This window comes from Parabacteroides sp. D25 (assembly GCF_000307475.1).
In the GTDB taxonomy this organism is placed as follows: domain Bacteria; phylum Bacteroidota; class Bacteroidia; order Bacteroidales; family Tannerellaceae; genus Parabacteroides; species Parabacteroides distasonis.
In genome coordinates, this window is the sequence record NZ_JH976503.1 from 300730 (window position 1) to 315110 (window position 14381).

At 47.7% G+C, this 14381-nt stretch carries 11 protein-coding genes; 6 read left to right on the plus strand and 5 right to left on the minus strand.

Features of this window, described 5'->3' with window-relative positions:
- Window positions 1-11 precede the first annotated feature (11 nt).
- A complete protein-coding gene (pheT, locus tag HMPREF0999_RS11860; protein ID WP_009275995.1) occupies window positions 12-2474 on the minus strand; it encodes a phenylalanine--tRNA ligase subunit beta in 2463 nt (820 codons plus the stop codon).
- Between the two features lie 254 nt (window positions 2475-2728).
- On the opposite strand from pheT, the gene trmD reads away from it, so the two are divergent.
- Window positions 2729-3403 (plus strand): tRNA (guanosine(37)-N1)-methyltransferase TrmD, encoded by a 675-nt coding sequence (gene trmD / locus HMPREF0999_RS11865; RefSeq protein WP_008772076.1) that lies wholly within the window; start codon window positions 2729-2731, stop codon window positions 3401-3403.
- An 88-nt stretch (window positions 3404-3491) separates the two neighbouring features.
- On the opposite strand, the gene HMPREF0999_RS11870 is transcribed toward trmD, so the two are convergent.
- On the minus strand, window positions 3492-4445 hold the full coding sequence (locus HMPREF0999_RS11870) for an NAD-dependent epimerase/dehydratase family protein (RefSeq protein WP_005856666.1): 954 nt from the start codon (window positions 4443-4445) through the stop codon (window positions 3492-3494).
- Between the two features lie 179 nt (window positions 4446-4624).
- Here HMPREF0999_RS11870 and kbl point away from each other — a divergent pair, with 179 nt between their 5' ends.
- Both kbl and HMPREF0999_RS11880 read left to right on the plus strand, forming a co-directional pair.
- On the plus strand, window positions 4625-5815 hold the full coding sequence (gene kbl / locus HMPREF0999_RS11875; protein ID WP_005856664.1) for a glycine C-acetyltransferase: 1191 nt from the start codon (window positions 4625-4627) through the stop codon (window positions 5813-5815).
- A 78-nt stretch (window positions 5816-5893) separates the two neighbouring features.
- Entirely contained in the window at window positions 5894-6739 is an 846-nt protein-coding gene (locus HMPREF0999_RS11880) for a histidinol-phosphatase (protein ID WP_005856662.1), read from the plus strand.
- Here HMPREF0999_RS11880 and HMPREF0999_RS11885 read toward each other — a convergent pair.
- The 3 genes from HMPREF0999_RS11885 to HMPREF0999_RS11895 form a co-directional block, all read right to left on the minus strand.
- A complete protein-coding gene (locus HMPREF0999_RS11885; protein ID WP_005856659.1) occupies window positions 6736-7308 on the minus strand; it encodes a cob(I)yrinic acid a,c-diamide adenosyltransferase in 573 nt (190 codons plus the stop codon). The genes HMPREF0999_RS11880 and HMPREF0999_RS11885 overlap by 4 nt on opposite strands.
- A gap of 73 nt (window positions 7309-7381) precedes the next feature.
- Window positions 7382-8536, minus strand: coding sequence for a molecular chaperone DnaJ (gene dnaJ, locus HMPREF0999_RS11890; RefSeq protein ID WP_005856657.1), 1155 nt, complete (start codon window positions 8534-8536; stop codon window positions 7382-7384).
- A gap of 30 nt (window positions 8537-8566) precedes the next feature.
- Window positions 8567-9151: a nucleotide exchange factor GrpE gene (locus tag HMPREF0999_RS11895; protein ID WP_005862085.1), complete on the minus strand. Its 585-nt coding sequence runs from the start codon at window positions 9149-9151 to the stop codon at window positions 8567-8569.
- 216 nt (window positions 9152-9367) lie between these two features.
- On the opposite strand from HMPREF0999_RS11895, the gene HMPREF0999_RS11900 reads away from it, so the two are divergent.
- The 3 genes from HMPREF0999_RS11900 to corA are packed head-to-tail and all read left to right on the plus strand — an operon-like array spanning window position 9368 to window position 14374.
- Window positions 9368-10798 (plus strand): DUF4136 domain-containing protein, encoded by a 1431-nt coding sequence (locus HMPREF0999_RS11900; RefSeq protein ID WP_005862083.1) that lies wholly within the window; start codon window positions 9368-9370, stop codon window positions 10796-10798.
- 15 nt (window positions 10799-10813) lie between these two features.
- Window positions 10814-13282, plus strand: a complete 2469-nt coding sequence (locus tag HMPREF0999_RS11905; RefSeq protein WP_009275996.1) for an endonuclease MutS2 — start codon at window positions 10814-10816, stop codon at window positions 13280-13282.
- 15 nt (window positions 13283-13297) lie between these two features.
- On the plus strand, window positions 13298-14374 hold the full coding sequence (corA, locus tag HMPREF0999_RS11910) for a magnesium/cobalt transporter CorA (protein ID WP_009275997.1): 1077 nt from the start codon (window positions 13298-13300) through the stop codon (window positions 14372-14374).
- Window positions 14375-14381: the final 7 nt, after the last annotated feature.

Consider the following 14381-nt stretch of genomic DNA (forward strand, 5'->3'; position numbering starts at 1 on the left):
TAATTAAATTCTTATCTCAATTGAGCACCTAGCTTTTGTTCCAGATTCGTCTGGATCTTCTTCATGATAGCGTCGATCTGCTTATCGTTCAAAGTCTTGCTCTCATCTTGCATGAAGAAGCTTACGGCATACGACTTCTTGCCCGCCGGAAGATTCTTGCCCTCGTAAACGTCAAACAGAGATACTTCCTTCAATAGCTTGCGATCGCTATCCTTAGCGATTTTCTCGACCTCGCTAAACTGTACGCTCTTATCAAGCAACAACGCCAAGTCACGTTTAACGGCCGGGAACTTGGAAATCTCGGAGAAGGTTACTTTCGCCTTCTTGATCTCCTTCATCAATTGGGTCCACGACAACTCAGCGTAATAAACCTCCATATCAATATCCAGCATCTTACGAAGTTTCTTGCTTACGATACCCATCGTACCCAATTGACGTCCGGAACCGGTCGTGATGCTTAGGCCCGAAGAATAGATATCATTCGTCAAGTTACCGAAAATAACCCGTTTCATATCCACGCCCAAGCGGGCTAAGATATTCTCTACGTAAGCCTTCAACTCATAAACGGAAGATTTCTCGTCCGGATGCGCCCAGTTGTTCTCCACCCGGTTGCCGGCTACCCAGATGCCTAGACGGTAATCCTCGCTGAACTGCGCCAAGGTCTCATCTTCCTTCTTGTTATCGATATTATAATCATAGCAATTACCAAACTCATAGAAACGGACATTGCCATTCTTACGCTTCATGTTATGCTCGATGCTCTCCAAGCCTCCGAACAACAAGGTCTGACGCATGCAGTTCAAATCAGCGCTTAACGGGTTCATCAACATGACACAATGCGCTTCCGGATAAACAGACAGATCCGTATAATAAGCGGAGCGTGTCAAGGAATTGTTCATGATCTCGTTGAAACCACAACCGCAAAGTTGCTCCGAGATCAAGTTCTGCAATTTCCAGCTACGATCCGTAGGAGTCTGGTAACTTAAATTGGACTTCACGTTATCGCTGAACTCCACGTTATTATATCCGTAGATACGAAGAATGTCCTCGATCACGTCTACATCACGCTGCACATCGATACGATATACGGGAACATGCAAAGTCAAGCCCTCGGCAGTCTCGGATATGATCTCCATCTCAAGGCTTGCCAAGATACTTTTCACGGTTTCTACCGGAATATCCTTACCGATCAACGTATTGATCTTCTCGTAAGTCACCTCAACCGTATACGGTTCCGCCACGGCAGGATAAACATCCTGTACAGCACCCGTGATCTTACCTCCCGCCAACTCTTGTATCAACAAGGCGGCACGTTTCAATACATACATCGTATTGTTCGGATCCAAACCACGCTCGAAGCGGAAAGAAGCGTCCGTATTCAAGCCAAAACGACGGGCGGTCTTGCGAATCCACGTCGGATGGAAACAAGCGGATTCCAAGAATACGTCGGTGGTCTCCTCCGTCACGCCGGAATCCAAACCGCCGAACACGCCACCGATACACATCGGTTCCTCGACGTTACAAATCATCAAGTCACGATCGGTCAACGTACGCTCCACGCCATCCAACGTGACGAATTTCGTACCAGCCTCGGCCGCCTTGACAATCACTTTATTTCCTTTGATCTTACTCGCATCAAAAGAGTGTAAAGGCTGCCCTAACTCATGCAGGATAAAGTTCGTTATATCCACTACGTTATTGATGGGACGAAGGCCGATCACACGCAAACGGTTTTGTAACCACTCCGGGCTCTCCTTCACCGTAACGCCCTTGATCGTAACACCGGAATAACGGGGACAAGCCTCCGTATTCTCTACCACGACCTCTACGCCCGGTGTCTCGTCGTCGATCTTGAAAGCGTCTACCGAAGGACGTCTCAATTCGGCGGGCTTGCCGTTTTGCTTCAAATAAGCGGCCAAGTCACGGGCGACACCGAAATGGGAAGTAGCGTCTACACGGTTCGGGGTGATATCCACCTCCAGCACGTAGTCGCTCTTTACATTATAATAATCTTTAGCTAACGTACCTACAACAGCGTCGGCGGGAAGTACGATAATACCGTTATGGTCGGTACCGATACCTATCTCGTCCTCGGCGCAAATCATACCGTTGGACTCAACGCCACGGATCTTGGATCTCTTGATCGTAAAGCATTCATCACCGTCGTACAGTTTCGTGCCGTTCACGGCTACGACCACTTTCTGTCCGGCAGCCACGTTCGGGGCGCCACATACGATTTGTAAAGGAGCCTCGCCACCTACATTTACGGTCGTTATATGTAAATGGTCAGAATTCGGGTGTTCCTCACAAGTTAACACTTCACCGATAACCAGTCCCTCAAGTCCGCCCTTAATGGTTTGAACTTCCTCTACTCCACCGGTTTCCAAACCGATAGAGGTAAGCGCCGCAGCAACTTCTTCTGGCTCCAGATCGAAATCAAGATACTCTTTCAGCCAATTGTAAGATATATTCATCGCTATAAAATTTATTCTCTAAAGACACGGCCTCTATTGATAGCCGCCGAATTGACGGACAAAAGTACGAATAATAATTCAAACGATACAAAAATATCCTCATGAACTTCTACGAACTCTTAACTGCGCCAACGCATGCGTTTCATTCATTCTTAATTTTCTATCGCAAATCATAGATAATAGAGACTCACTTTACGATGAGTCAGAATAAAGATGTACCTTTGCGGGAGGTTTTAACGTTACAACTATTTTTTATGCGTATAGATATACTTACCGTACTTCCCGAGATGATCGAGGGGATGATTAATTGCTCTATCGTCAAGAGGGCGCAAGATAAAGGATTAGCGGAGATTCATTTACATAACCTACGGGATTACACCACTAATAAATGGAGGCGGGTGGATGATTATCCGTTCGGAGGAGAGGCCGGAATGGTGATGCAGATCGAACCGATAGACCGGGCGATCTCAGCGTTGAAAAGCGAACGGGAATATGACGAGGTAATCTATACCTCCCCGGATGGCGAGACACTCAACCAGCCCATGGCCAACAGCATGTCTTTACTAAATAATATGATTATCCTCTGCGGGCACTATAAAGGGATCGACTATCGTATCCGTGAGCATTTGATAACGAAAGAGATATCCGTAGGAGACTATGTCCTTACCGGAGGAGAGCTGGCCGCCGCTATCATAACCGACGCCGTGGTACGCTTGATACCGGGAGCGATCGGCGACGAGCAAAGCGCCCTCTCCGACTCCTTCCAAGATGACTTACTGGCCCCGCCTGTTTATACACGTCCCGCCGATTACAAAGGTTGGAAAGTACCCGAGGTACTATTATCCGGGCACCAGCGCAAGATCGAAGAATGGCGCTTGCAACAAGCACAAGAGCGTACGGCACGCCTCCGGCCGGATTTATTGAAATAGCAGCGTTAAAAAACAAGGCCGGGGATCATCCCCCCCGATGATACCCCGGCCCCTCTATCCACAAACAATCATGGCTACAACATCACTCTTATTTATTGAAACGTTCTTTCAATTTAGCTAACATGTCTTTTGTCATGGCATCCAAATCATACTCCGGCTTCCAGCCCCACTCTTGGCGGGCGCAAGTATCATCCAAGGAGTTCGGCCACGACTCGGCGATAGCCTGACGCAAAGGATCTACCTCATACTCCATCTGGAATTCAGGCATATATTTCTTGATATTATTAAAGATGATCTCCGGATCGAAACTCATCGACGCAATGTTGAAAGAGTTGCGATGAACGAACTTCGTAGAATCCGCCTCCATAATCTCGATAGCGGCACGCAAGCCGTCCGGCATGTACATCATATCCATGAAAGTACCGGCTGCGATCGGGCAAACGAATTTCTCGCCCTTAGCGGCCGAATAGTAAATATCGACAGCGTAATCCGTCGTACCACCACCCGGAGGTGTTACGTAAGAGATCAATCCGGGGAAACGAACCGAACGTGTGTCCACGCCGAAACGGATATTATAATAATCGCTTAACAACTCGCCGGATACCTTCGTCACGCCGTACATCGTACGAGGATTACGGATCGTATCTTGAGGAGTCTTGTCTTTCGGGGTATTGTTACCGAAAACGCCAATAGAGCTCGGCGTAAATACGGCGCAGTGCATCTCACGGGCCACCTCAAGCACATTGAACAAGCCCCCCATTCCGATCTTCCACGCCAACTGAGGTTTAGCCTCTGCTACAGCCGACAAAAGAGCCGCCAAGTTGTAGATCGTATCAATATTATATTTTGATACCGTCTCAGCGATCTGCTGCTCGTTCGTGATATCCACGATAGCGGAAGGTCCCGATTCTAACAACTCGCCTTTAGGTTCCGCACCCGGGATATAACCCGCTACTATGTTCCCACCGTAGATACTTCTTAATTTCATGGTTAACTCTGATCCGATCTGACCGGTAGAACCAATTACTAATACATTCTTCATCGCGTTTAATGAGATTTAAGTTTTTTTCCGTCGGCAAAGGTATAGAGAATAAAACAGTTTAGACATGAATTTCTTCTCTTTTTTAGTATTAAAATTCAAAAAAAAAACAGACCTTTGTCTGTCGCTTTGACAACGAAGCTACTACTCACATCTAAATACTAATAAAAAACGAAGTTTTTATGTACGGAAAACTTAAAGAATTCTTGACAAATGAACTTGAAGGCATCAAAGCCGCTGGTTTATACAAGAACGAGCGTATCATTACTACGCCGCAGAGAGCCGACATCAAAGTAAATGCCGGAAGTGATGTTTTAAACTTCTGCGCCAACAACTATCTTGGCCTGTCCGATAACCAACGACTGATCAAGGCCGCGAAAGAAGCCATGGATACACACGGTTATGGCATGTCGTCCGTTCGTTTCATCTGTGGAACGCAGGATTTGCACAAGCAATTGGAAGCAGCCATCTCCGACTATTTCAAGACTGAGGACACGATCCTTTACGCCGCATGTTTCGACGCTAACGGTGGTTTGTTCGAGCCATTGTTCGGCGAGGAAGACGCTATCATCTCGGATGCCTTGAACCACGCCTCTATCATCGACGGTGTTCGTTTATGCAAGGCGAAACGTTATCGCTACGCTAACGCCGATATGGCGGACTTGGAGCGTTGCCTACAAGAGGCGCAGGCCCAACGTCACCGTATCATCGCCACGGACGGCGTGTTCTCCATGGACGGCAATGTCGCTCCGATGGACAAGATTTGCGAGCTTGCCGAGAAATATGACGCATTGGTTATGGTGGACGAGTCTCACTCTGCCGGTGTCGTAGGCCCGACGGGTCATGGCGTAGCCGAGCAGTTTGATGTTTACGGACGTGTAGATATCTTCACGGGTACGCTGGGTAAGGCGTTCGGTGGTGCCATGGGTGGCTTCACGACCGGAAAGAAGGAGATTATCGATATGTTACGCCAACGTTCTCGCCCCTACTTGTTCTCCAACTCCGTGGCTCCGGCCATCGTAGGCGCAAGCTTGGAGATGTTCAAGATGTTGAAGGAGAGCGACGCTTTACATACGAAATTAATGAACAACGTAAGCTACTTCCGCGACAAGATGCTGGCAGCCGGTTTCGATATCAAGCCGACTCAATCCGCTATCTGCGCCGTTATGTTGTACGACGCTAAGTTGTCTCAAGATTTCGCCGCCAAGATGCAGGAAGAGGGTATTTACGTAACCGGTTTCTATTACCCGGTAGTACCGAAGGGACAAGCTCGTATCCGTGTACAATTGTCCGCCGGCCACGAGACTGAGCATCTGGACAAGGCTATCGCAGCGTTTATCAAGGTAGGAAAAGAGCTAGGCGTTATCAAATAACACCTCTCTCATTCATCATACAAGGCCACATCCGGGCAAGATGATCTGGATGTGGCTTTTTAATCACTAAGAACAATCATGCAACTCAGTAACTACCATAGTCATTGTACTTTTTGTGATGGAAGAAGTATTCCGGAGGATTTCGTGAGATTCGCCATAACACACGGGTTCCGTGCGTACGGTTTTTCCTCCCACTCGCCGCTTCCGTTCGAGACTTTCTGGAATATGTCTAAAGACGATATGCCGGAGTATCTGCAAGAGATAAAACGACTGAAACAGAAATACAGCGATCAACTGGAAATATATGCCGGTCTGGAGATTGATTATCTGGACGAGACCTATAACGCCTCGATCCCCTATTTCCAAGAGTTGCCCTTGGACTACCGGATCGGTTCCATCCATTTCCTGCCCGTATCAGAGCGTCTGGCCGAAGAGAACATGGTCTGTATAGACGGCTCATTCAGGGAATACGCCCACTCCGTGGAGCGGCATTTCGAGGGAGATGTCCGGTTGCTTGTCAAGCGTTTCTTCGATACCACGATGAAAATGATAGAGGCCGGAGGCATCGATATCGTCGGACATATCGACAAGATCTATATGAACGGACAGAAATACGAGATCTTCAATTTTGAAGAGGATTGGTATCGGAAGCCTTTTGAGGCTTGTCTGGATCTGGTTCAGGAGAAAGAATTGATGGTAGAGGTCAACACCAAGAACTGGACCAAGAAAAAAGAGCTTTACCCCCGTGTGGAATACCTATCACGGATGCGGAAAATGAATATCCCTGTCATGGTGAACTCCGATTGCCATTATCCGGATTTGGTGAACGACGGTCGCAAGGAGGTTTTTGAGTTGCTAAAGCAAGCCGGCTTCAAGTCCACCCGTGAGCTCGTGAAAGGCAAATGGCAAGATATCGCCCTCTAGGATTTATTTTTCCGCTTATACAGAAAGGATTGCCAACGCTCCTCGGCGTTCCCTTGACGAAACATGTCATAACGTGCCATCGTAAAGAACAGATCCGATAAACGATTCACGAACGCCATGATCCCGGCAGGAACCGGGTCTTTCCGATTCAATGTCCACAAGCGGCGTTCGGCCCTGCGGGTGATCGTACGGGCCAATTGGAGGTGCGCCGAAACAGGTGTGCCTCCCGGAAGGATAAAATACCCGTTATCCTCCATCTGGGCGGATAGATCATCGATATGGGACTCACAAAAGACGGTCAAATCATCGGGAAGCGGATTCGGATTCTGATCACGGATCGCCGATGGTGTCGCCACATGAGACATCACGGCCATCATCTCACGCTGTATCCTACCCAGCAACACCTGCCATTCATGATCGGGAGGCAGCAACGTACGGACAATACCGATCTCGGCGTTCAACTCATCCAACGTCCCATTCGCCTCGATACGGATGTCATCCTTATCGACACGCTCACCGCCATGTATGCCGGTTTTTCCTTTATCTCCTCCACGGGTATATATTCTCATAGGATACTCATTTTAGGACTTATGAAAAAAGACTACTGTGTTCGTGTGAGAACACAGTAGTCTTTTCTATTCGTTAATCAAAGAAGTGCTTAAACTTACTGAAGATTTTCTCTTTCATCGTCTTATTAGGCTGGAAGTTCGGTGAATTCTCCAATCCGTTCAGCGTCTCTTTCTCCGTAGACGACAAAGTCTCGGGGATATATACACTCACGTTCACCAACAAATCGCCCGTACCATAACTATTGATGGAAGGAAGTCCTTTATTACGCAAACGAAGCACCTTACCCGGCTGCGTACCCGGCTCGATCTTCAATTTCGCCTTCCCGTCAATGGTCGGAACCTCTACCGTGGCTCCCAAAGCTGCTTGCGGAACACTCAGCAGGAGGTTGTATAACAGATCGTTCTCATCACGAATCAACTCCGGATGCGGTTCCTCCTCGATAAGGATCAATAAGTCACCGTTGATTCCACCATGTCGTGCGGCGTTGCCTTTACCATTCATGGAGAGTTGCATGCCCTCGGCTACACCGGCAGGGATATTGATCGTGATAATCTCATCGTCGCGAACGACGCCCTCACCATTACACTCCGTACATTTCTTGACAACGATCTTGCCCTCGCCACCACAAGTAGGGCAAGTCGTCTGCGTCTGCATCTGCCCTAGGATCGTGTTGGCGATACGGGTAACGACACCGCTACCTTTACACGTATCACACGTCTTCACACCCTCCGAGCCTTCCGCCCCGCTACCGTGACAATGCGAACAAGGCACATACTTCTTCACCTTGATCTTCTTTTCCACGCCGTTAGCGATCTCTTTCAGGTTCAGCTTCACCTTCACACGCAAGTCCGATCCACGGTTCACCCGGCGTCCTCCACGAGAACCGCCGAAACCACCGAAGCCACCAAAACCGCCAAAATGTCCACCAAAGATGTCACCGAACTGGGAGAAGATATCCTCCATGGACATACCACCACCGAAGCCGCCACCTTGTGAAGCCCCGCCGACACCCGCATGGCCGAATTGGTCATAACGCTGACGCTTTTGCGGATCGCTCAACACGTCGTATGCCTCTGCCGCCTCCTTAAAGTTCTCCTCCGCTTGCTTATCGCCCGGGTTCTTATCCGGGTGGAATTGTATCGCCTTCTTACGGTACGCTTTCTTTATCTCATCCGCCGATGCATTCTTCTCAACGCCCAGCACTTCATAGTAATCCCTTTTAGCCATCCTTGTATTTGTTATTTGCCGATTTTCCGATTATTCTCCCACTACTACTTTAGCGTGACGTATTACCTTGTCAAATAAGGTATATCCAGTTTGTACGCAATCCAATACCTTGCCCTTCATGTCCGGTTCCGGAGCGGGAATCGTAGCGATAGCCTCAAACTCCTCCGTGTTGAACGGCTTGCCTATGGCCTCGATCGGCTTTACGCCCTGCTGAGACAGATAGCCCATGAACTTACCGAAAATCAAGTCCACGCCTTCTTTAACGGCCTCTACATCCTCAGCCGTGCGGACGTTCTGCAAAGCACGCTCGAAATCGTCGATAATAGGAAGAAGGTTCTTTAACGCACCCTCGCCGCCAGTCTTGATCAAATCGGCCTTCTCACGCATCGTACGTTTACGGTAATTGTCAAACTCCGCCATCAAGCGCAGGTGGGAATCGTTCAATTCGTTATATTTCTTTTGCAAGGCTTCCACCTCGCCCGACACATTGTCAGAGCCGGCAGTTTCATCTGCCGCATTTGACTGTTCTTCCTGCAAATTTGTCGCTTCCTCATTATTCACGTTTTCGTTTTTTGAAGCGTTTTCTTTTTTCTCGTTTGGATTCATCTTGCTCATAATCTATCTGATTTTTTTCATTACTAACTAATTGTAAGCGAAATACGGTACCACATAAATACCCTTAAAAAGTATATACACAGCATCCATATCAAGTTCATACACTATTATAGCAGCAAATATATTGCCAACTATTCCACCACATCAAAAATATCTTTACCTTTGCCTATGTTTTAAACGAAACAGGTATTTTTAGAGTAAATAAAATTCCAGAATATGATGAGAAGTGTGATTTTATCAACGTTACTATTAGTATTGGCGGTCTGTACGGTTTCCGCCCAAAACAGGAATACATCCATCTGCCGACTAGGCTTCACATACGATATCAGCCAGAGCAAGAACTGGGGAAACAACAAGCCGGTCATTAAAAGCGTCATCCCTTATTCATCCGCCGAGCAAGCAGGTATTAAGAAATACGACGTGATCGAGGAGATCAACGGTGTACCTGTGACGGAAATATCTGTCGATGAGATCCCTCAACTGCTGAATCCCGCCGGAAGAAACGATGTCCTATTGACCATCAGCAACCTTTCCTCTCCTTCTAAACAAGTATTGGTAAAGAAGGACTGCAAGAAAAGTAACGCCATCACGGAAGACCAGCTGGCGTCCGCCTATGCGATGTATAGCTTGGAGACAACCAATGAGCAAGAATTCGTATGCCCGTTCAAGACTACCGTCACATCCGACGGCGTAGATTTCGGTAACTTCAAGACATTCGCCTTCTCGACCATCGACGAGAATAACCGTAAACTGGAAACGGTCATCAACGAATGCATCGAGAACGAGTTGACCAAAAAAGGACTTACGGTTGATATCGCAAAGCCGGATTTATTGATACAGACTTTCTATTTCTTCGATAAGAACCCGAACTATCTGGGAGCGAATAAAGTATTGGTAGAAAAAGAACCGACTTACCGGTACAACTTCTCGCACAGTAAGATGGAGAAATTCCCGTTCTTGAATTACGCCGCCGCCGAAGCGGAAGCCGAATATCTGTTGCAATTCGGTATCCGTATCATCGATCAAAAAGATATCCCCGGACGTGTACTCTGGGAATGTGAGGCGAACGAGTTGCTGGAAGACTCTTATCGTTTAGACGAATACGCCCGGGTGCATGTCCCGTTGATGTGTATGCAATACCCATACACGAAATACGGACGTAACGTACCGTTCAAGGTGAGCAAGAAGACCTATAATTATACGGGGATCAGCTACGATATCGATAAATTGGATCAAGTGGTTGACGTAGATCGTAACTCTCCCGCTTATGCGGCAGGCATCCGTCCCCGTGACATTATAGAAAAGATCGGCCGCCATAAGATGGATCATTCGGCAGAGGAGTTCTCATCCGCCTACAAACGCTTTATCACGAACACGATGCAATATCGTGATCCGAAGACGATGTTTACGGATGCGAACGGTTTCAAGTATTGCATGTTCTGGGACGTATTCAAATATCCCCAAATAGCGGATGCGTCGCAAAGCTCCGATTACTTGCCGGCGTTCTCTTATTTATACTATTTCGCCCCTTATATTAATCCGTCCGGCAACAACGCCTGTACATTTAATATAAAGCGTGGCAAGACAAAATTAGAAGTAATTATCCGTCCTACCATTCGCTCTGAAGTGACGGTAGAGATCAAATAAAGATTTTACAAACACGTGATATATCCACAAAATTTTGAACAAAAGACGGGCTTTGATAAGATCCGTCACTTAATCACAGAAAAATGTTTAAGCCCACTCGGGGAAGAGCGGGTAGCGGAGATGGGATTCTCCGCCGATTTCGAGGTCGTATCCAAGCGATTGGAACAAACCGATGAGTTTATCCGTATCCTACACGGAGACACGGAATTCCCCGCCAGTTATTTCTTCGACGTGCGCTATTCCTTGAAACGGATTCGGCCGGAAGGTACTTGGCTGGATGAACGGGAGTTGTTCGACCTCAAACGTTCCTTGCAAACGATCAATGACATCGTACGCTTCTTCAAGCCTATGGACGATGAGGAAATCAAGTATCCGGCCTTGACTGAATTGGCGGGAGATATCTTTGTCTTCCCCCAATTGATTGGAAAGATCGATAGTATCCTCGATAAATTCGGCAAGGTCAAGGACAGTGCTTCCTCCACCCTATCGCAAATCCGCAGGGAAATGACGATCACGATGAGCGGTATTTCCCGCAGCCTGCAATCCATCCTCCGTGCGGCACAATCGGACGGGGTTGTCGATAAGGACGTGACACCGACCATGCGCGACGGTCGTTTGATGATCCCGGTAGCCCCGGCCTTCAAACGAAAGATAAAAGGTATCGTACATGATGAGTCCGCCAGTGGCAAGACGGTCTTTATAGAGCCGGAGGTGGTCGTGGAAGCGAATAACCGCATCCGGGAACTGGAAGGGGAAGAACGCCGGGAAATCATTAAGATACTGACGGAATTCACGAACGTGATCCGTCCTTTAGCTCCGGATATCCTACAATCTTACGAGTTTCTTGCCGACATTGACTTCATTCGTGCGAAAGCGTTATTCGCGGAGCAAGTCAAGGCGATCAAGCCGATCGTGGAGGATAAGCGACAAATGGATTGGGCACGTGCCGTGCATCCGCTCTTATTCCTGTCTTTACAGAAACAGGGCAAGCAGGTAGTTCCCCTCGATATCGAGCTGACCGAGGGAAAACGGATCTTGATCATATCCGGTCCGAACGCCGGTGGTAAATCCGTTTGCCTGAAAACGGTCGGATTACTTCAATACATGTTGCAATGTGGTTTATTGATTCCTTTGCATGAGCGATCAAGAACCGGGATCTTCGAGCATATATTCATCGATATAGGCGATGAGCAAAGCATCGAGAACGATTTGAGTACCTACAGTTCCCACCTTACCAACATGAAGTATTTCGTGAAGAATTGTAACGAGCGGACCATTATCCTAATCGATGAGTTCGGTAGCGGTACGGAACCCCAGATTGGCGGCGCTATCGCCGAGGCTTTATTGGATCGCTTCAACCGGAATCATAGCTTTGGGGTAATCACGACCCACTACCAGAATTTGAAGCATTTCGCCGAGGATACGGAGGGTATCGTAAACGGTGCCATGTTGTACGACCGCCATTTGATGCAGCCCTTGTTCAAGCTTTCTATCGGAAACCCGGGTAGCTCGTTCGCCGTAGAGATCGCACGCAAGATCGGTCTGCCCGAGGACGTGATAGCCGACGCTTCCGCGAACGTCGGAGCGGATTATATCAATATGGACAAATACTTGCAAGATATCGTACGCGATAAACGGTACTGGGAAAGCAAACGGCAGAATATCCGTCAGCAGGAGAAAAAACTGGAAGATGTCACTTCTCGTTATGAACAAGACTTGGAAGCCGTAAACAAGCAACGGAAAGAGATCATCCGGGAGGCAAAGGCCGAGGCCCAACGTATTCTAGCGGAGGCTAACGCCAAGATCGAGAATACCGTCCGTGAGATCAAGGAGGCCCAAGCGGAAAAAGAACAGACCAAACTGGCCCGCAAAGCCTTGGAAGAGTTCAAGAACTCCGTAATGGCGACCGAAGAAGAAGACGATAAGATCGCACGCAAGATGGCGAAGCTCAAGGAACGGAACGAACGGAAGAAACAGAAACAAAAAGTGACGGCCCAGCCAATATTTAATAAAGAGGTGATAGAAGTCGGTGACAATGTACGCCTTAAAGGGCAGGTTTCCGCCGGAACCGTTATGGAACTACAAGGAAAGCAGGCCGTAGTAGCATTCGGGATGATCAAAAGCACGGTTAAGCTGGAGCAGTTGGAAAAGGTAAGCAAAGGCCAGATCAAACGGGAAATCCAGAAAAGCACGTTCGTCAGCTCCCAGACCACTGACAATATGCATGAGAAGAAGATAAACTTTAAGCAAGAAATCGATGTGAGAGGAATGAGGGGCGATGAGGCATTGCAAAGCGTGACTTATTTTATCGACGACGCCATTCAAGTCGGGGCAGGCAAGGTTCGCATCTTACATGGAACCGGTACGGGTATCTTACGTCAGCTAATCCGGGATTATCTGCGCACGGTTCCCGGTGTCCGTCGTTTTCAAGACGAGCATGTGCAGTTCGGAGGCGCCGGCATCACCGTTGTTGAATTCGATTAAAAAGAGATCCTTATTATGAGACGGAATGAATATACACACAGGAGAAGACATATATCCAACCGGCATTTATCGGACAAGTATTATTACGCCGGCGAACATGAGACAGCAACCGGCATCCGTCTCACGCAATACAACGAACAATCTTTGCATACGAAAGAGGTGCGGATAACCGACACCTCTTTCAGCAAACTATCCGACTCGGATCAGATCAATTGGTTCGAGGTTAGCGGATTGACCAATGCGGATGCCATTACCCGTATCGTAAAAGATTTCGGACTGCATAATCTGGACGCTAAGGATATCTTGACTCCCCAACACGTGGTCAAGGTAGAGGAATACAAAGGACGAATGCTTATCGTATTAAACTCCTGCTATTACGATGTCAATAACGAGATGCGGTCTGAGCACATCAGTATACTGGTAGCGAACAATACGGTTATCACTTTTACGGAAAGCAACAACCCCGTATTCGAGGCCGCTCATAAAGCGCTACTATCCAACATGCTGAACATCCGGAAAAAAGGCAGTGGATTGCTGCTCGCTTTCCTTCTAAACACCATCATAGCGAATTTAGTAGAATCCGCCTCAAAGGTAGAAGAGATACTAGAGGATATAGAAGAGACTTTGCTCGATCCTAAGAACGATCAGGGTAATATGGGTTCCCTAATCCAACAACACCGCCATGAGTACATGACTATCCGTAAGAATAGCCTACCGCTGAAAGATCAATTCTCAAAACTATTACGAACAGAGAACGGGATTATCACCCCGGATATCCTGCCGATCTATAATGACCTGCAAGACCAACTCCAATTCGTTATCCAAACAACGGAAAGCTGCCGGGAAATCACCTCTTCCCTTGTCGATCTTTATATATCCAATAACGATCTTAGGATGAACGCCATCATGAAACGGCTGACGATTGTCTCCACCCTTTTCATCCCTTTGACATTCTTGGTGGGCGTATGGGGTATGAACTTCAAGATAATGCCGGAATTGGATTGGCGTTACGGTTATTTCATCGCTTGGGCCGTCATGATAGCTACCGGAGTATTGACTTGGCTATATATGAAACGAAAGGATTGGTATTAAAACCAAT

Excerpts from the sequence above, each read along its gene's own strand:
- pheT (WP_009275995.1), bottom strand. The coding sequence starts at position 2,474 with ATGAATATATCTTACAATTGGCTGAAAGAGTATCTTGATTTCGATCTG.
- trmD (WP_008772076.1), top strand. The coding sequence starts at position 2,729 with ATGCGTATAGATATACTTACCGTACTTCCCGAGATGATCGAGGGGATG.
- HMPREF0999_RS11870 (WP_005856666.1), bottom strand. The coding sequence starts at position 4,445 with ATGAAGAATGTATTAGTAATTGGTTCTACCGGTCAGATCGGATCAGAG.
- kbl (WP_005856664.1), top strand. The coding sequence starts at position 4,625 with ATGTACGGAAAACTTAAAGAATTCTTGACAAATGAACTTGAAGGCATC.
- HMPREF0999_RS11880 (WP_005856662.1), top strand. The coding sequence starts at position 5,894 with ATGCAACTCAGTAACTACCATAGTCATTGTACTTTTTGTGATGGAAGA.
- HMPREF0999_RS11885 (WP_005856659.1), bottom strand. The coding sequence starts at position 7,308 with ATGAGAATATATACCCGTGGAGGAGATAAAGGAAAAACCGGCATACAT.
- dnaJ (WP_005856657.1), bottom strand. The coding sequence starts at position 8,536 with ATGGCTAAAAGGGATTACTATGAAGTGCTGGGCGTTGAGAAGAATGCA.
- HMPREF0999_RS11895 (WP_005862085.1), bottom strand. The coding sequence starts at position 9,151 with ATGAGCAAGATGAATCCAAACGAGAAAAAAGAAAACGCTTCAAAAAAC.
- HMPREF0999_RS11900 (WP_005862083.1), top strand. The coding sequence starts at position 9,368 with ATGATGAGAAGTGTGATTTTATCAACGTTACTATTAGTATTGGCGGTC.
- corA (WP_009275997.1), top strand. The coding sequence starts at position 13,298 with ATGAGACGGAATGAATATACACACAGGAGAAGACATATATCCAACCGG.